Origin of the sequence: Pseudoalteromonas sp. Z9A4, from assembly GCF_011378845.1 — a bacterium.
Classification (GTDB): domain Bacteria; phylum Pseudomonadota; class Gammaproteobacteria; order Enterobacterales; family Alteromonadaceae; genus Pseudoalteromonas; species Pseudoalteromonas arctica.
In genome coordinates this window covers 186,696-206,188 of sequence record NZ_WTLA01000001.1, presented here as the reverse complement: position 1 = coordinate 206,188, position 19,493 = coordinate 186,696, and the positions used below count along the sequence as shown (strand labels likewise).

13 protein-coding genes are annotated in these 19,493 nt (G+C 40.0%); 2 read left to right on the top strand and 11 right to left on the bottom strand.

Annotated elements, in window-relative coordinates:
- Positions 1–44 precede the first annotated feature (44 nt).
- The gene (locus GQR54_RS00885; RefSeq protein ID WP_166376262.1) at positions 45–1,334 is read left to right on the top strand and encodes a leucine-rich repeat-containing protein kinase family protein; all 1,290 of its coding nucleotides are present in this window, start codon (positions 45–47) and stop codon (positions 1,332–1,334) included.
- Between the two features lie 93 nt (positions 1,335–1,427).
- Here the strand turns inward: GQR54_RS00885 and GQR54_RS00880 are convergent, their stop codons facing one another.
- The 6 genes from GQR54_RS00880 to glk form a co-directional block, all read right to left on the bottom strand.
- Positions 1,428–2,552 carry a sterol desaturase family protein gene (locus GQR54_RS00880; protein WP_166376261.1) on the bottom strand — a complete coding sequence of 375 codons (1,125 nt, stop codon included), beginning with the start codon at positions 2,550–2,552 and terminating at the stop codon, positions 1,428–1,430.
- A 191-nt stretch (positions 2,553–2,743) separates the two neighbouring features.
- Positions 2,744–3,748: a type I glyceraldehyde-3-phosphate dehydrogenase gene (gap, locus tag GQR54_RS00875; protein WP_165727417.1), complete on the bottom strand. Its 1,005-nt coding sequence runs from the start codon at positions 3,746–3,748 to the stop codon at positions 2,744–2,746.
- 9 nt (positions 3,749–3,757) lie between these two features.
- The gene (gene eda / locus GQR54_RS00870; protein WP_002959756.1) at positions 3,758–4,378 is read right to left on the bottom strand and encodes a bifunctional 4-hydroxy-2-oxoglutarate aldolase/2-dehydro-3-deoxy-phosphogluconate aldolase; all 621 of its coding nucleotides are present in this window, start codon (positions 4,376–4,378) and stop codon (positions 3,758–3,760) included.
- Between the two features lie 33 nt (positions 4,379–4,411).
- Positions 4,412–6,262, bottom strand: coding sequence for a phosphogluconate dehydratase (gene edd / locus GQR54_RS00865; protein WP_166376260.1), 1,851 nt, complete (start codon positions 6,260–6,262; stop codon positions 4,412–4,414).
- A 336-nt stretch (positions 6,263–6,598) separates the two neighbouring features.
- Positions 6,599–7,612 (bottom strand): LacI family DNA-binding transcriptional regulator, encoded by a 1,014-nt coding sequence (locus tag GQR54_RS00860; RefSeq protein ID WP_165740595.1) that lies wholly within the window; start codon positions 7,610–7,612, stop codon positions 6,599–6,601.
- Between the two features lie 38 nt (positions 7,613–7,650).
- Positions 7,651–8,643 carry a glucokinase gene (glk, locus tag GQR54_RS00855; RefSeq protein ID WP_166376259.1) on the bottom strand — a complete coding sequence of 331 codons (993 nt, stop codon included), beginning with the start codon at positions 8,641–8,643 and terminating at the stop codon, positions 7,651–7,653.
- A 291-nt stretch (positions 8,644–8,934) separates the two neighbouring features.
- Here glk and GQR54_RS00850 point away from each other — a divergent pair, with 291 nt between their 5' ends.
- Positions 8,935–9,954 (top strand): LacI family DNA-binding transcriptional regulator, encoded by a 1,020-nt coding sequence (locus GQR54_RS00850; protein ID WP_166376258.1) that lies wholly within the window; start codon positions 8,935–8,937, stop codon positions 9,952–9,954.
- 254 nt (positions 9,955–10,208) lie between these two features.
- On the opposite strand, the gene GQR54_RS00845 is transcribed toward GQR54_RS00850, so the two are convergent.
- From GQR54_RS00845 to GQR54_RS00825, 5 genes are all read right to left on the bottom strand, one after another.
- Positions 10,209–12,617, bottom strand: coding sequence for a glycoside hydrolase family 15 protein (locus GQR54_RS00845; protein ID WP_166376257.1), 2,409 nt, complete (start codon positions 12,615–12,617; stop codon positions 10,209–10,211).
- 10 nt (positions 12,618–12,627) lie between these two features.
- On the bottom strand, positions 12,628–14,133 hold the full coding sequence (locus GQR54_RS00840) for an MFS transporter (protein ID WP_166376256.1): 1,506 nt from the start codon (positions 14,131–14,133) through the stop codon (positions 12,628–12,630).
- On the bottom strand, positions 14,126–15,985 hold the full coding sequence (locus GQR54_RS00835) for an alpha-amylase family glycosyl hydrolase (RefSeq protein WP_166376255.1): 1,860 nt from the start codon (positions 15,983–15,985) through the stop codon (positions 14,126–14,128). The genes GQR54_RS00840 and GQR54_RS00835 overlap by 8 nt, the downstream gene beginning before the upstream one ends.
- 90 nt (positions 15,986–16,075) lie before the next feature.
- Complete coding sequence (locus GQR54_RS00830) at positions 16,076–17,926, bottom strand: glycoside hydrolase family 13 protein (protein ID WP_166376254.1); 1,851 nt, start codon at positions 17,924–17,926, stop codon at positions 16,076–16,078.
- 2 nt (positions 17,927–17,928) lie between these two features.
- Positions 17,929–19,422, bottom strand: a complete 1,494-nt coding sequence (locus GQR54_RS00825; RefSeq protein ID WP_166376253.1) for a tryptophan halogenase family protein — start codon at positions 19,420–19,422, stop codon at positions 17,929–17,931.
- Positions 19,423–19,493 lie beyond the last annotated feature (71 nt).

The following is a 19,493-nucleotide window of genomic DNA, read 5'->3' as shown; positions in this document are numbered from 1 at the left end:
ACAGCTATGTTGGCTTTTTCATTTTTAGAACGTGGTATAAATATATGAACTCCCTTAAAGAGCTTAAAAGTGGCAAGCTTGTTGGTGCTACTCACCTGCAATTAGTAGAAGAGCTAACCACATTTCCTGAAGAAATTTTTAGCTTAGCTGATACGCTTGAAGTGCTCGATTTATCAAATAATAACTTATCAACACTACCTGATGAATTTGCCTGTTTAACACGCCTTAAGCGAGTGTTTTTATCGTTTAATCAGTTTAAGCATATTCCTGCAGTTTTAGCTAAATGCCCTGCTCTGATAATGGCTGCATTTAAAGGCTGTAAAATAACTGAGTTTAGTGATTATTGTTTACCAAAAAATATTGAATGGCTCATACTAACCGATAACAATATTACTGAGCTGCCTCAAAGTTTTGGCCAATTTACACAGCTTAAAAAGTTAGCGCTTGCGGGCAATCAAATTAAGCAGCTGCCAAGTAGCATGGCGCAGTGTAAAAACCTTGAGCTTGTTAGGCTCTCTGCTAATAACTTAACACACGTAGATGACAGGCTGTTTGAACTGCCCAAACTTGCTTGGCTTGCGTTTGCCGGTAACGATTTTAATAAAGCACAGTGCCTTACAAAGTGTAGCTTAGAGAACAAACCGCTTAACGATTACACTCTTAGGCATGTTATTGGTCAAGGTGCATCAGGCGTTATTCATTTAGCAAAATCGGCTGATAACTCTGTAGCAATTAAATTATTTAAAGGTGCAATTACCAGCGACGGCTACCCGCTTGATGAAGTAAATTGCTGTTTACAAGCAGGCGACCACGCTAGTTTAATTAAGGTACTTGCTTATATTGAACAAAGTGATCAGCTGGGCTTGGTAATGGAGCTAATAGATAAGAGCTTCGCTAATTTAGGCCTGCCTCCAAGCCTCGAAACCTGCACGCGTGATACCTTTAATGATGATTGCCATTACTCAACTCAGGCTATTTTAAAAATTGCAAAACAAATGGCAAGCACACTGCACCACTTGCATACTAATAAAGTGAGCCATGGTGACATTTATGCGCACAATACTATGATTAACCAAGACCATGATGTTTTGTTTGGTGATTTTGGTGCGGCAACTAATTTAACAATGCTCAGTGAGTATCAACAAAAGCAGTTAGAGCTTATAGAAGTAAGAGCCTTGGGCTGTTTAATTGAAGACTTATTAGGCACGGTTACCGGCGATGATAGGCAAAATGAGCTATTTGGTGAAATGTCCGATATGGCAAAACGCGCTATGCAACCTGTATTAAATCAAAGGCCTAAATTTACTGAGTTATTAGAAGAGCTAAATATATAATTCAGTATTAATTAAATAAATTGCAAAAGGGAGCAGCGTATAACGCGTTGCTCCCTTTTAGTTTATATTGTGTATTTATTCGATCATTCGAATTTATTTAGTGCGCTTAAACGGATAAACTTGTTGTTTAAGCATACCTATCGGCATGTAATCCCCGACTACACCGTATGCTTCTGGCCACTCCTTTTGACCTTTAACAGCAGTACCAAACGCGTAGTCTAAAAACGAAAAGTGCGCAGCGTAGTTGCGGTCAATCGCGGCTTTATCTGACGCATGATGCCAATGATGAAACTGCGGTGTAACCATAAAATATTTTAGCCAGCCAAACCTAACGCGCACATTTGCATGGTTAAACACCGCCTGTAAACCAACAATTATTACGTACAAACTAATTATTTGCTGTGAAAACCCAAGTACAAATATTGGCGTGAGCACTAAACTGCGCGTTACGAGTATTTCAAGAATATGTTGGCGAGAGCCCGCTAACCAATCCATTTCTTTAGCACTGTGATGTACGCCATGAAAGCGCCATAATAAAGGGACTTCGTGATAAGCACGATGCACCCAATACTGCATTAAATCAGCCACGAGTATTATTAAAAACAACTGCACTACAAATGGTGTTTGCTCTATATAACCTTGAATAGTCGATGATACAGCCCAGCCAAAGCCATAATGCACAAAGTGGTTAGTAACGAGTAATACAAAACCAATAATTAAATGATTTACAAAAAAGTGGTTTAAATCACCCCGCCATTCGCTACGTAATATTTTTTGATCTTTACGATGTGGTAGTAGCTTTTCAATCACGATAAATATAAGCGTTGAGCCGAGCAAATCTAAAATAAACCAATCAAGCCCTATGTAAGGCGTGTCGCTTGCAAACTCGTTTACCTCAACGTTTGGTCCACCAAACATAATTGCCAGAATAATAAAAAACCACGCTGTAGCCCCTAAACGCTTATTGGTATTACGTACAAAGTTAAGTAACCCTAAACTACCCGAGACCAATAATGATGCGAACATAAGTTGGCGTAAAAAATCGACGCTGTAACTTTTTCTCAGCTCTGGTGTGGTTAAGTATTCAGGAAAATGAAACGCTAGTACGCCCAAGCAACTTAGTATTGCTAAAAAGCAGGCTATGTAGCCGCTTATGTTGCCCTCACCTATTTGTAGATGATTTGTGCGAAATATCTTTCGTGATAAAGCTTTTATCATTGTTATTATTCCTTGCGTCGTTTAAATATAACGAGATTTCCATGCGCCAATATTAACAAAATCTAGGATATAAAAAATATAAATAGTTCCCTCCATAGTCTGAGTTGCAAATATACAGATAAGCCAAACACAAAAAAGCCACGCAATGCGTGGCTTGGTTGGATAAAGCTAAAACTTTACAACACTAGGGCTTATAAAAATGCACCTAATGCTTTAACTTGGTCTAACATGCGGTTTGAGAAACCCCATTCGTTGTCGTACCAAGCCATTACTTTTACTAGATTGCCATCGGCTTTAGTTTGCGTTGCATCAAAGATAGATGACGCAGGGTTATGGTTAAAGTCGATAGAAACAAGCGGAAGCTCATTATATTGTAAAATATCTTTCATTGAACCCGTTGACGCTTCTTTCATGATTGCATTGATTTCTTCTGCAGTCGTATCGCGCTTAGTAATAAACGTAAAATCAACTAAAGATACGTTGATTGTTGGTACACGTACCGACATACCGTCTAATTTACCAGCAAGTTCTGGTAATACTAAACCAACAGCTGCCGCAGCACCTGTTTTAGTTGGGATCATAGATTGAGTTGCACTACGAGCACGGTATAGATCTGGGTGGTATACGTCAGATAAATTTTGATCATTCGTATAAGAATGAATAGTAGTCATGCTACCTTTTTCAATACCTACTGTGTCGTTAATTGCTTTTGCAAGCGGTGCTAAACAGTTAGTAGTACAAGAAGCATTTGAGATGATGTGGCTATCAGCGTTAATTACATCGCTATTTACACCATGAACCACTGTTGCATCCATATCTTTACCTGGAGCAGAAACGATTACTTTTTTAGCGCCTGCAGTAATATGTTTAGCTGCATCTTCGCGTTTAGTGAAAAAACCAGTACATTCTAAAACGATATCTACGTTTAGTGCTTTCCACGGTAAATTTGCAGGGTCACGCTCTTGCGTTAACGTAATTACGTCATCGTCAATTAGCATCGTGTTATTTTCAAGTGTTACTTTTTTAGAAAATTGACCATGAACTGAGTCATACTGCGTTAAATGTGCATTAACGTTAGCAGGTGCTAAATCGTTAATTGCTACAATTTTAATTTCGCTGTTTTGAGCTGACTCATAAAGTGCACGTAAAACATTTCTACCGATACGGCCGTAACCGTTAATTGCTACATTAATCATTTTAGACTCCTATTTAAGTTCACTTGCTTGGCGAGCAAGCGCTTCAATTGCTTGCCAGTCTTTATTTTCAATTAGTTGTTTATCTAGCATCCACGTACCACCAACACATATAACGTTATTAAGCGCTAAATAATTAGGTGCGGTTGCTAAGCTAATGCCGCCAGTTGGGCAAAAAGTAATGTGTGGTAATGGGCCACCGATTGATTTGAGCATAGCCGTTCCACCTGCAGCTTCTGCTGGGAAGAATTTTAAATACTTAAAACCGTGCGACGCAAGTTGCATAACTTCACTTGCAGTTGCAGCGCCTGGTAAAAATGGTATATCTGATGTTTTAGCCAAAGCAATAAGCTCATCGCTCACGCCTGGGCTCACCATAAAATCTGCACCAGCGGCAACCGAAAGATCAAAACTTGCTTTATCTACTACCGTACCAGTACCTACATAGGCTTCAGGTACTTCTGCTTTCATCAGCTTTACAGCTTCTGCAGCAATAGGTGTACGTAGTGTTATTTCTAAGGCTTTTAAGCCACCGTTATATAACGCTCTTGCAAGTGGTGCTGCATCTTCTAATTTTTCGATTACAACCACTGGCACCACGGGTGCCGATGCTAAGATTTTTTCAATACTCATTACTTGTTCCTCATTACCCAGTATGGCTAATATTTATTCAAGTCCAAAAGCACTCGCGCCTAAATCGGCACTGCTTACGATATTTCTAAATCCAGTAAATAATTCTCTGCCTGTACCAAATGTGGCACTTGGTTGGCTAAGTTCTGCTTCACGTTTAGCAAGTTCTTCGTCGCTAACGTGTACTTTTAATATTCCGTTTGGCGCATCAAGTGTCACTAAATCACCTTCTCGGATTTTAGCAATAATGCCGCCTTCTACTGCCTCTGGTGCTAAGTGAATAGCAGCTGGTACTTTACCTGATGCACCCGACATACGACCGTCAGTAACAATGGCTACTTTAAAGCCTTCATCTTGAAGCGTTGCCATTACTGGCGTTAATTTATGTAGCTCTGGCATACCTTTCGCTTTAGGACCTTGCTCTTTTAGCACGGCAATAAAGTCTTGGTTTAATTCGCCACGCGTGTATGCATCTTGCAGAGCACTTTGTGAGCTAAACACTTTTGCAGGAGCAGTAACAACCTGATGTTCAATAGCAACAGCTGACACTTTAATAACAGCTTTACCTAAGTTACCCGTTAGAAGTTGCAGACCACCTTGCTTACTAAAAGGGTTACTCACTGGGCGAAGTACTTCTTCATCGTGTGAATTTGCTGGGCAATCTACCCATTTAACTTTAGTTGGGCCGGTTGAGTTGCTCATGATCAGGCTATCGTCTTTATCAAGACGAGGCTCAGTCATATACGGAGCAAGACCATCACCAAGCATAGTTTTAACATCAGTATGAAGGAAACCAGCGCTTGCTAGCTCTCGCATTAAGAAACCCATACCGCCAGCTGCTTGGAAGTGGTTTACATCTGCAGAGCCGTTAGGGTAAATACGTGTAAGTAGTGGTACAACTTCTGATAAATCAGACATATCTTTCCACGTAACCTGAATGCCGGCAGCTTTTGCTATCGCAACAATATGAATTGCATGGTTAGTAGAACCACCTGTAGAAAGCAGGCCTACTAAACCGTTTATAATCGTTTTTTCGCTGATCACATCGGCCAAACACGGGCTTTCTTTATCATCTGTAAGCTGCTTAAGCATAGTTTCTACAGCATTACCTGTAAGACCATCGCGAAGCTCAGTGTAAGGATTAATAAACGAACTACCTGGAAGGTGTAAGCCCATTATTTCCATTAACATTTGGTTTGAGTTTGCAGTACCGTAGAACGTACAAGTACCTGCGCTGTGGTAAGACGCGCTTTCAGCCTCTAATAAGTCTTCGCGACTTACTAGACCTTGTGCAAATTTTTGACGAATACGTGCTTTTTCTTTATTAGGAATACCTGATTGCATTGGACCTGCTGGTAAAAAGAACACAGGTAAATGACCAAACGACAATGCACCAATTAATAAACCCGGGACTATTTTGTCACAAACACCTAAACAAAAAACGCCATCAAACACATCGTGCGAAAGAGAAATTGCCGTAGACATAGCAATTACATCACGAGAGAAAAGCGAAAGTTCCATGCCGTCACGCCCTTGCGTAACACCATCACACATTGCAGGAACGCCACCAGCGACTTGTGCTGTAGCATCGAATTTTGTAGCAATGTCTTTAATTAAATCTGGGTAATCTTTGTATGGCACATGAGCCGAAAGCATATCGTTATATGAGTTGATAATAGCAAGATTTGGCTGCTCATCAGCCTTTAAGCGCGCTTTGTCATCACTGCTACAAGCAGCCATAACATGGGCTATATTTCCGCAACCTAAACCGGCACGAACTCTTGTTTGTTTTTTTGCGTGCGAAATACGTTGTAAATAATCTTGACGGGTATTTTTACTGCGTTCGATAACGCGCTGGGTAACTTCTTGAATACGAGGATGTAACATAATTTAACTCATCTCTATTAGTTAGAGGATAAAGGCTCAGTAGCAACTACAGACTCCACGTAAATAACTGTACTGAGCATCTTTGATTTACCCGTTCAAAGGTACGCTACCAGGGAGCCTCTCACAACAACCCTGACACCGGTGTCACTGTATTAACGCATAGCAATGACACCGGTGTCAACCCCGGGTAACAAAAATAGTTTAATATTTTAACATGACCGAATAATGACCTATTTGATTTTTAGGCACAAAGTATATTTTAGCAAGTTTAGAGCAAAAAAAAGCCCGAATAAGCGTCACTCATATTCGGGCTACTGTGAAAGTGTTTTTAACTCACTATTTTATCGCAGAGGTAGACTCACGTGTAATTAAGCGCGATTCAAGCGTTACCTGATATGGTTGTTCTTGAGGCTGAGCTATATGAGATATAAGCTGTGTTACGGCTTGTTTTGTCATTTCCTCAACGGGCTGTGCAATAGTCGTTAAACCAGGCCAAATATGACGCGCAATAGGTGCGTTATCAAAGCCCGCAATAGAGATATCATCAGGTACTTTAAGTTGGCGCTGGGTAGCTAATTTTAACACCGCTGCCGCCATGTAATCATTTGATGCAAATACAGCGGTTGGCCTAGGTGATAAATCTAAAATACTGCGTGCACTGTCGACGCCTGAGTGATAGCTAAAGTTACCCTCCTCGACTAAGCGCTCATCAAATTCTATCCCATGGCTTGCAAGTGAACGCCTGTAGCCTTTAAAACGCTGTTGCGTGGCACTGTGATCTGGGTGACCTTTAATAAACGCAATTGATTTATGACCAAGACTAATTAAATGCTCGGTAATTTCAAATGCGCCTTGCTCATCGTTGCTACGCACAGAAATTGAGTCATCTTGAAGTAAAGCCGATGCAACTCTTGCGTAAGGAATTTTTTTAGATTTTAAAAAAGAAACGAGTTCAGCAAAATCACCAAAAGGAGGTGTTAATACAATGCCATCTAATCGAGAAGTCTGTAGTAATTGCTCAATATTATTAATAAGGGCTTCACCACGAAACTCACAAGGGTGTATCAATAAGTTATAGTTATTTTCTTTGCATGCTTCTAAAGCGCCCGTTTGCACCCGAGTGATGTAACTTTTACTGGGATTATCGTAAAGACAACCAATAATAAAGCTACGATTTTGTGCAAGGCCACGCGCAATAGGATTAGGTGTGTAATCAAGTTCTTTAAATACCGCGAGTACCTTTTCTCGGGTAGCGGCACTTACATTAGGCTCATTATTTAAAACACGCGAAACGGTTTTTTTAGAAACCCCAGCATGGCTTGCTACACTATTTATGGTTACTTTTTTCATCTATCCATTATCCAAATACAACCAATAAGGCCAAAGCCCTATTTGCTATTGTGTAAACACGCAGCAGCGCCAATAAGCGGTATATTGTCTTGTGTTACAAGTGTTACAGGGATTTGCCCTGCGTACTGCGACATAATACCTTTTTGCGAAAATCGTTCAACAAAACGACTCTCTAAAAGTCTTGCTTGCATACGAGGCAGTATTCCACCGCCAATAAATAGTCCGCCTAAAGCGCCGTAAACAACGGCTAAATCGCCGGCTACGCTGCCAATCCAATCACAAAATTGGTTAAGCGTTGCATCACACACAGCACATTCACCGCTATTTGCTAGACTACTTATTTGCGTCGCGTCTAAATTTTTAGCTGTTACACCCTTAACTGCAGCCATGGCTTTGTACAAATGCGCAATGCCAGGGCCTGAAAATACTGTTTCGATAGAAACATGCGGATGATCTTTACGTAACTCATTTAATAGTAAAGTATCGAGCTCATTAACAGGTGCAAGCGATATATGCCCTCCTTCTGAACTTAAAACAGCGGTAGATTGCGACGTTCTAACTAAACACGCTGCACCAAAGCCAGTACCTGGACCTATAACACCAATGTTTGCATTGTCATCAGCTTGACCCGATTTAACAATGACATTTTGTTTAGGATCTAAATACGGGGCTGCGTATGCAAAGGCAGCAAAATCGTTTATAACTTCTAGTTGTTGTAAATCAAAATGAGTTTTAAATTCACTGACACTAAAATGCCAACCTAAATTAGTTAAATGCACTTGCCCGGCTTTGATTGGGCCTGCAACGGCTAAACATGCGCGTTTAGGTATAATATGCGGGACTGTTTGTAAATATTGCTCAAGCGCACTTTCAAGAGAACCAAAATTAGCACTAGGAAAAATATTAATGTGCTCTATTACAAATTGGTTGGTGTGTTCATTAAAAGCAGTGATTAAAGCAAAGCGGGCATTAGTGCCGCCAACATCAGCAACTAAGATGGGATCAAATTGTGCAGAAGCGTTTGGGCTCATAGTATTATCTCTTTTGTTAAGCGACTCATGCTTATTATTTTACAATGGTGTACCATTGTTATTTATACTTTGAGCTATCACCTCAAAGTAGCTATCACAGTAAAAAAATGCTGCCTATAAAGATATAGACAGCGAATACGTTTTGACAACAAAATGATAAAACATTGACATTATGACACCGGTGTCAGCCGTTTATCAATAAAAATATACGTTAATTCACAAAAAGCTTGAAATTATTCATTAATAAACGAAAATGACACAATTATTTATCAAACTAATTAAGTTGTAACAATGAAAGGTAAAGCCACCTCATTTGATATTGCCCACTATGCAGGGGTATCTCAATCAACTGTATCTCGCGCTTTACGTAACAGCCATCTTGTTAATGAGGAAACACGTAAGCGTGTTTTTGATATAGCTAAAAAACTTAATTATAAAGTTGATAAAAATGCCAGTAACTTACGTACTCAGCAAAGTAGTACGCTTGCATTGCTTTTATTTGAAGACCCTACTTCTGACGAATCACAAATTAACCCTTTCTTTTTAGCCATGCTTGGCAGCATTACCCGTGCTTGCGCTAAAGAAGGTTACGATTTATTAGTTTCATTTCAATCGGCCAGTGCAGATTGGCAAGCAGACTACGAAGATAGCCACAGAGCTGATGGTATTATTTTACTCGGTTATGGCGATTACATTGATTACCAACCAAAATTTAGCACCTTACTTGAACAAAATACGAAGTTTGTTTGTTGGGGTGCAACCGTTGATAACCGTCCCGATTTAACTGTTTGTTGTGACAATTACGGTGGCGGTAAGCTTGCCGCTGAGCACTTTATTGCTCATAGCAGAACTGATTGCGCTTTTATTGGTGATGCATCTGATCACAGCCCCGAATTTTTTAGTCGCTTTCAGGGCTTCAAAGATGAGCTATTGGCTAACAATGTTAAAATAAACGAACGTAAAATGGCTAATGCTATATCCACTGAAGAATCTGGGTATCACGCCACTCGCTCGCTTATCGCTAATAATATTAAATTTAACGCTTTATTTGCTGCAAGCGACTTAATTGCTATTGGCGCTATACGTGCACTTAAAGAAGCAAATATTAACGTGCCAAAAGATGTTGCGGTAGTCGGCTTTGATAATATAGCCATTGCTAGTTATGTAAATCCACCGCTGACGACGATAGAGCAAAACACCACTGTTGCTGGGCAAATGCTTGTAGAGAACTTATTAAAACTGATACGTGGTGAAGAAGTGCAAAGTACCTTACTTCCACCTGTATTAATTTCTCGAAAAAGTAGCAGTTAAAAATCAAATATCCTAATAAGACTTCAACATAATAAAAAGGCTTCTAAATTTATTTAGAAGCCTTTTTTTAATAACTACAGCATTTTATACCAATCCGCAATAATACTTAATCATTTTGCGGGGCTAAACGTGTCGCTAACTGCGTTAAAAAATCCTTATTTAGAACAACTAAATAGCGAATTTTTTGCCTAGCTAACAACACGTTTTTCCTGCCTCAAAATAGCTCACTTAATTAAGCGAATTGGTATTATATATTAGTCTTTAAGCGATTCGGCAACCACCGGGTAATAATCCCAAACTTGTTTATCACTGAGTGAGCGTACAAGCTTAATGTATTCTGCATGTGTCCAAGCTAGAGGTGTTGCTGAGTTTGTACCCTCGCCTAACGCATAACCTGCTTTATTTACACCCACGCCATCCCATACTTGCTCAGGTAGCATCATTCCGCTATTAGCAAATTGCTCTAGCCCTTTTACGTAACTATTTTTAATGTCCGCTTGTTTTGCATCATCTAGCGTATTATTTGCGTTTGCGGCCGCTATTTCATAGTGTCCGCGTTCGCCTGTAAAAAATGGCCATACACGACCACGTTGGCCTGGCGTGTTGCTCCCGCTTTCGGCGTAATTAGTACCTGTGGTTACATCTTCGCCGTAACCGTCGTTGCCATAACGGCGATAGCCTACAAATGTGCCGCTACCATCGGTAAAGTTAAAGCTGTATTTAACTTGTAAGTTATCTTCAAGCGTTTCGTCGTCATACTCAGGCAGGGTTTTAACTATACTTGAATCGTTGGCACTTCTTACTCCATAGCGGACTAATTCTAAAAAACCACCGTCTAAAATCTGCTTTTTGTTAAAACCTTCACGGCCATTGTTGGCGTTAATTTTAGTATTAGAGTTAGCGTCGGTGTCTTGACCTATACGAATAAAATACTCGCCATCGGTGCTATCACCTTTTAAATTACCTTCGGTGGTAAACATTTGCGATTCTATATCACTGTTGTACTTTTTAGCCGTTGCTAAATAACGATCTGCATTTTGAGTATCACCACTGAGTGTTGCTATGTCACTGGCTGTTATAAGGCCAGCAACAACGGCAGCCGTTGTAGAGGGAGAATAACCACTTTGCTCTTCCCAGCGCTCTTGCTGTGTTGCGGGTGGAGTGATTTGCATGTCGTTCCATAAAATTTTAGCTCTTCCGCCATCAACTAAAAAGTCAGCTGCCGGTTTTAGCATGCGTGCGTACCAATCTTTAAGTTCGTTATCACTTAGTACGTTTGCTTGATGTAACTTCCACGCAAGCATAATCGGCATAGCCGTTTGATCAAGCTGTACCCCTACCCACTCAAGTTCACCGTCTACATGTGTTTTTTGTAAAAACCAGCCAGTGTCGCCATTGTTACCCGGGGTTTTGCTAGTAACTTGTACTTTTTCAAGGTATTCGAAGGCCGTTTTTGCAGTCGCTGTATCGCCTAAGGCCATAAATGCCATAGCTACTTGATAAAAATCACGAACCCACACCGCTTTATAACCCGTTGACCCTTCTTTGGCTGAAACAGTTTCACCCCAAGGATTAGAAAGTGAGGCAATTAGCGCACCCGCATTAGTTTTATCCTCTTGCGCTTTTAACACCATTGCACTGGTGTAAAGTAGCTTACCGTCATCGGCTGTTTGCTTAACCATTGTATTTAATGGCTCAAGGCTTTGTAGATAATCTTCCCAGCCTAGCGCTTCACCTTTACCGTTGTAGGCATCGAGCACATTTTGATAACCTTTAGATAAGCTCTGTGCACCTTGTTGCTGGCTTTGTATCTGCGTTTTACCAAAGCTTAGTGCTAAATCAAATGTGGTATTACTACTTATATTGCCAAGCTCTGCAAGCATACTGACATTGCCCGATTCACTCCCTGTATTTGCATATTGTTCACTGAGTAGTTGTTTAGTTTTAAGTGACGTAATGCCATCGCTTACACCTGCAAAGCCTACGCTTTTCATTTTGAATGACGTAGATGATTGCAGTGTTAAAAAGTTATCGTCTTCCCAAGCAACTAAGCCTTGCTCAGTGGTTTTTGCAAAATCACCTAAGCCGTTGTTGTTTATATAAGGGTTAACAGCAACATACGCTTTCACGCCTTTAAGTGATGTATTAAAAATACTGCGTATAAACAATGTTTGTCCGTCAGGGTCGGTGAATATGTGTTTTTCGAGGGTAAAGCGCCCTTGCTTATCTGTACTTGTTACTTTGTAAGCGAGCGAGAGCGGTCTGCCTTTATCGTCTTTATGTAAGTAATCAATTGTAACGTCTAAATCGTCTGCTTCAGTAACTGTAAAATCTTTACCGGTTATCACAAACTGCATATCTTTAATTTGCGCTTGGTGAATGAGTCCAAACATAGTTTCGGTGATCATACCTTTAGCAATTGAAAACCAGACCTTTGATACTTCACCTGTCGCAGCGTTGTTATTATATTGGCCGTTTTGGTATTGCTCAAAGGAAGTACCAATTCCGGTTTTACCTGCATAAGCCCAAAATGGTTCAGCGCCTGGTGCGCCAGGAGCTGATGCAATCGTAGCATCAATATTTTCATTATTAGTATTTTGCACGCCACAGGCCGTTAAACCCAAAGTTAAAAGAGAAGCGGTAATAAGGTTATATTTTTTCATTGTGTGACCCTTAGTTTGAATTTTTAACGCGCATTACAGCAATTGCAGCAACAACAAATGATGCGGCACCAATTAATAATGCGTAAATAGGCTGGTTCGAAAATACGTGGCGTAAAATAAGCCCTAAAATACTGGCAGCTAATAACTGTGGAATGACGATGAAGAAGTTAAATATCCCCATATAAACGCCCATTTTATTACTCGGTAGTGCGTTACTTAACATGGCATAAGGAAGCGACAAAATAGACGCCCATGCAAAGCCAACGCCTATCATAGGTATAATTAGCATTTTAGGGTCTGTTATAAACATAAAGCTCGCAAGGCCTAATGCGCCTAGTAATAAGTTAAAGCAATGTGCGCCTTTTAAGCCCATCTTTTTAACTAAAAACGGAATACACATAGCGGCAATGGCCGCAAAACCATTGTAAGCGGCAAATAAAATACCGACCCAGTCGGCACCATCGTTGAATGCTTTACTGGTTGCATCGCTGCTACCATAATGAAAGCTTGTTACTGCGGCTGTGGTGTATATCCACATAGCAAATAACGTAAACCAGCTAAAAAACTGTACCCACGCTAGCTGCTTCATTGCCTCTGGCATAGTAAATACATCTTGTACTACTTGATAAAAGCCGCCTTGTGTTTTATTAGCGCCTTTTAAAGCACCCGCTATCCACTGCACAATACCAAACACTAATAAACCACCAGCAAGTAAATACAGCTCTTTTTCTAGCGCTAAGCCCATAAGTAAAGCAAGGATTGCTAAACCTAGCACCACAAAAATAATGGCACCTTTATTGAAATTGATATCTACTAATGCGGTGTTAGTCGGTTTGGTAGTTTGGTTTTCAAAAGCAGCTAATTGCTCAGGGCTATATTCTTTGGTTCGCATAACTGTCCAAAGAACTGCAACTAGTAATACAACCCCACCCCAATAAAATGAATATTTAACAGACTCAGGTATTTCTCCTGCAGCAGCGGTATTACTAACATCAAACCAATTAGTCATCATCCATGGTAATGCTGAGGCTAGTACAGCACCAATACCAATAAAAAAGCTTTGTAAGCCGTAGCCTGTAGCACGTTGTTTTTCTGGCAAGTTATCGCCTACAAGTGCTCTGAAAGGTTCCATAGTAACGTTGATTGACGCATCCATAATCCACAACATACCTGCAGCAATCCAAAGCGTTGGCGAGTGGGGCATAATAAAGAGTGAAATAGTAGTAAGTACCGCCCCTATAAAAAAGAACGGACGACGACGACCAAAACGCCCCCATGTTTTATCACTCCAATAACCAATTATTGGTTGCACTATTAAACCCGTTAAAGGTGCTGCTACCCATAAAATAGGAATATCATCAACTTGTGCGCCAAGCGTTTGAAAAATACGGCTCACATTGCCGTTTTGCAGTGCAAAACCAAATTGAATGCCTAAAAAACCAAAGCACATATTCCATATTTGCCAAAAGCTCAGATTTGGTTTGTTGCTGTCATAATTATTATTTTGATTATTCATGATTAGCCTTATTAGTTAACACTGCGCTACTAAATGCATTTAGCGTGAGCGTAAGCTTTGTAACTTGCCCGTCGGTAATGAGCTTCGTTGTATTTTGTTCAAGTAAGTCGTGTAGCGGTTTATTTTTTTCAAAGGTATTGGCTTGCTGTGGTGTTAAGTTAATAACCACCGTTTGTGGCTCCTCACTAAAATTACTAAATACATAAATCGATTGCTGGCCTAACGTGCGTACAAAACCAGCAACGCGTTCGCTACCACTAAGCGAAAGCGCTGTCATATTTCCACCTACAACAGCCGGCAAACTATTGAGCGACATTATTGATTTATAATAATCACGAAGTGATGCTTGCTCGCTCGTTAAGTTAGCGCCGTCGAATTTGCCGTTATTCATCCATGCTTGATGCGCGGGTACACCAATGTAGTCAAAAATACTGGTACGAGTAGGCGTGCCAAAACCTGCGTTTTCTGAGCCGTCCTCCCCTAAATCTTGAGCGAAGTATAATAAAGTAGGTGCGCGACTAATTAAGCTAGAAACTACCATTGCTGGTTTCCCCCAGCGTGCATCACCTGCAAAATCAGAGCTCGCAATGCGTTGTTCGTCGTGGTTTTCTAAAAAGTGCAACATGTGCGATTCAATATCAGTAACTTGGCTTTGGGCTGCAAAAATAGTATTAGCAGCTTGCTTACCCTGCATAATGGCCTTTAATGTGTCGTAAAAACCGACTTTGTCATACAAGTAATCCATTTTTCCTTGCTGAATATAGGCTCTGTACATTTGCGGGTTATAAACTTCAGCCAATAAAAATGCATCGGGCTTTTGCATTTTTATTGATGAATTTAAAAAACTCCAAAATTCAACTGGCACCATTTCGGCCATATCGTACCTAAAGCCATCTACGCCTTTATCGAGCCAGTACAATGTGATATCTCTAAATTTATACCAACTATTAGGAAGATCTTTATTTTGCCAAAACGCATAATGAGCGCGATAATCTTGGTGTTCTAGCTCTTTAGGTAATACAGGAAAGTCATAGCTGCCATCAGGCTTTACACCATAGTTAACTTTTACGGTTTCATACCAATCGTTAATATCTGGCTTTGGTGCACGCGCACCATTACCCGTCCATTTAGCGGGTGTTTCGTCAAAAAAGCCATCAGCTAATGGATGAGTGTTGCCACCTAAAACGGAGTAACTTTCTGACGCTGGTACTTGAAAAGACTGCTCAGGTACATAATAAAAGTTGTTGTTTTTATCGTACTCTTTACTTTTATCGTCCTGCTCACCAAAGTCTTTAACTCCTTTGGGTTTTGCTGCTGATTTATAATTACGCGCAACATGGTTAGGCACAATATCAATAACCACTTTCATACCATGTTGATGAGTGCGCTCAATCAGATCACTAAACTCACCCAACCTATTAGTCACATTTATGGCTAAATCGGGGTTAACATCGTAGTAATCTTTGATTGCATAAGGTGAGCCTGCACGGCCTTTTACTACATCCGGGTCGTCTTGGCTAATGCCGTACTGTGTATAGTCGCCCACTAACGCATGGTGTAAAACACCGGTATACCAAACATGGGTAGTCCCTAGCTCTTTAATACCAGCTAGTGCAGCATCGTTAAAGTCGGCAAATTTGCCTACACCATTTTGCTCTTTTGTACCCCAAGGTACATTTGCGGTTTGTGTGTTACCAAATAAACGTGTAAATACTTGGTATACAACAGGCTTTGTTAACTCGTTTTGAGCCTGCTTAGGCATTTGCTGCGGTTCGGTTTTATTATTATCTGAGCAGGCACTTGTTATAAGTGCGCTAAACAGTAATGCGGGTACATAAACTGATTTTTTCATTGTGTGTCTTTTTGTCAGTAGTGTTATAGCTTTATACTAAAGATAACTGCAGCAAGCATACAGTTGCTGCATACGTATTCACTTAAACATTCACGGCGTATTAATCACTAATACCGTGGCAGCCATTGGCTCTAAGTTAATACTGTTAGTTAGTTTAAAAGTGTGTTGTGTGAATAATGCCTGCGCATTGGCATTTTTTGGTATAACTTCTTGCATGTAATCAAGATTATGCTTTTGTGTTACTTTGTTTTTATTCATAAAAACTAATACAGTTTGCGTGTCACTAACGCGAGCATAACTATAAACACCATTTTGCGGACTAAAATGAACGAGCTTACCCTTTGTAAGCGCAGGGCTTTGCTTTCTAAAGTTAAGTAGCGTGCTAATGGTCTTGTGCATATCGCGCTGCTCTTCGCTTAAACCAGCACCTGTAAACGCATTAGTTTTTTGATTTTTAAACCCACCAGGAAAATCAATACGTATATCACCATGATCTTTACTCGGCGTGTTATCTAATATTACTTCCGTTCCGTAATACATTTGAGCAATGCCGCGCGTTGTTAAAAATAATGTCATCGCCATTTTAGTTTTAGCTAAGTCTTGCCCAAGCTCTGTATATACTCGGCTCATATCGTGATTATCAGCAAACACCATAATGTTATTGGTATCTGGGTATAAAAAATCATTAGCTAATGATTGATATACTTTAACCCAGCCTGTACTCCAGCTTTCATCTTCATTTAAAGCTTGAATTACTGCCTCTTGCAACGAAAAGTCCATTACACTGGGTAAGCTTGATGTGTACCCATCTTGATTTACTTTGCCGCGTTGCCAATACGACGCTATTGCAGGGTTTGAAGTCCACTCCTCACCAACAATATTAAAGTGTGGGTATTCGTCCATAATGGCTTTTGTCCAATCACTTAAAAATGCTTTGTCTGAGTAAGAGTAAGTATCAACACGAATACCACTCAAATCCGCGTATTCAATCCACCAAATAGCATTTTGAATTAAATATTCACTTAATAATGGTTGGCGCTGATTTAAATCAGGCATGCTAGCAACAAACCAACCATCGCTAAATTGGCGTTTATCGTAGTTGCTAGCGTGCGGGTCTTGAATTGTTTGGCGCGCATGGCTTGTCGCATTTTTACCATTTTTAAATTCGCCATTAAAGTTAATCCAATCTTGGGTGGGTTTGTCTTTAACCCAAACATGTTCAGAGCCAAAATGATTAAGTACCATATCCATAACAAGACCAATGCCCTGCTCTTTAGCCTTTTTTGATAACGTTTTGTACAACTGGTTTGAACCCATACGTGGATCAACGTTATAAAAATCTGTGATCGCATAACCATGATAAGAATAATCTGGCATGTTGTTTTCAAGTACTGGCGTTAGCCAAAGCTGTGTCACGCCTAAATTATTTAAATACGGTAGCGCATTAATTACGCCTTTAATATCACCGCCATGTCGCCCGCCTTTAAAGCTTGGATTTGCACCCTCTAACATACCTTTAACTGTATCGTTTTTTTCATCACCATTTACAAAGCGATCTGGATTAATTAAATACAAAGTATCTGCACTTGTGAAACCTTGACGTTGCGCGCTATGTTTATCTCGGGTAAGTAAAGGAAATTCAAAGCTATGTTCCGGGTAGCTACTCTTAAATTGTAGCGTTCCTACTTTAGCCATATCGCTAATGCTTAAATGTAGAAAAGCATAATTAGGGTTGTCGGTGCGCGTTACGTTACTAAGTTCAACCCCTTTATACTTGTCTAATTTAAATTTTTCGTTAGCTATATTTTTCTCGTGCACGAGTACCGTAATATTATTTTTATTCATGCCTACCCACCAATTGGCAGGCTCTACATTAAGTGCATAACTAAAGCTTGGTAAGCTACATGCGCTTACTAGTAAAAGTGTGTTTAAAAATCGCATTATTAAACCTTTTTAATACTGGCTAAAAAATCTTGATGAGTTGGTAGTTGCGCAACTGCTGAGTTTATCAATGTTTTTAAGGTGGAAAATAAATCGCTCAGTTGCTCATCACTTAGCGAATCCACAATACTATTGTAGTCATCAGGGATAAGCCCTTGCCCTATCATTACTTGCTGCCAAGCAACCTCAGCAAATAGCTCGTCGTCTTCGCGTACTACCTTGCCAGTTTGCTTAAATAATTTCATTTTTTGGCTCAGGGAGTCAGGTATATCCATTTGCCTACATTGGCGCCAAAACGGGGAGTCTTCTCGCTCGGTGAGTTTGTAATGTAAAATAATAAAATCACGTATGTGCTCTATTTCTATTACGCTTTGTTTATTAAACTCAGTTACTAACGCATCGCTAATGCCGTTGTGTGGAAATAGCTTAATTAAGCGTGTAACCGCAGTTTGAATTAAATGAATACTGGTTGACTCAAGCGGTTCTAAAAAACCACTTGATAAACCAACCGCGACCACGTTTTTATGCCACTGTTTTAAGCGTCGGCCTGTTTTAAATTTTATGACGCGCGGCTCTGTAATTGGCTCAGCGGGTAATTTTTGAAGAAGCAGCTGTTTAGCATCATCGTCTGATAAATATCGGCTGCAATAAACAAGGCCATTACCAATACGGTTTTGCAGCGGTATTTGCCATTGCCAGCCTGCACTATGTGCAATAGATCGTGTATAAGGTTTTAACTCATTGGTACTGTGTGTTTGAACGGCCACTGCACTATCACAGGGTAAGTAATGAGACCAATCAATAAACCCTGTATTAAGTGTTTGCTCAATTAACAAGGCACGCAGCCCTGTGCAATCTATAAATAAATCACCACTAATTTGACTATCGTTATCAAGTGCTAGGCTTTTAATATTGCCTGTAGTTAAGCATTGCTCAACATGGTCTATTTTTGCATCTATATGTTTAACACCGCGCGATATAGCCAACTTTTTTAAATATTCGGCGTAAAGCGTCGCATCAAAATGATATGCGTAACTCAGCCCGGGTAGTTGGGTATTAGGAATTGTATTGAGTGGCGCAAATTTATGCTGTTTAGCCGCTTGGTAATTGAGTGAAAAATCCCATAAGTCGTCTTCGCAACCCGTAACTTGGCCTTTTAACCAAAAGTTATAAAAATCACAAAAAGGAAAGTCTTTACCAAACGAGCCAAACGCATGCATATAACTATGCTTTGGCATTTTCCAGTTTTCAAACTCAATACCTAATTTTATTGAAGCATTTGTGGCATTAATAAAATCTTGCTCGTTTATACCCAGCGCGTTATTAAGTTGAATAATAGGCGGAATTGTTGCTTCGCCCACTCCCACTGACCCAATAGCCGATGATTCTATGAGCGTGATATTAATTACTTTACCTAACACTTTATTAAGCAGTGCTGCTGTTATCCACCCTGCAGTACCACCGCCTGCAATTACCACGTGTTTTATTGGTTTCATATTATTATCCACGTTTTATTAAATTTAAGTACGGTTAAAAAGTTAGGTAAACTAGCTATAAAAAAGCCCCT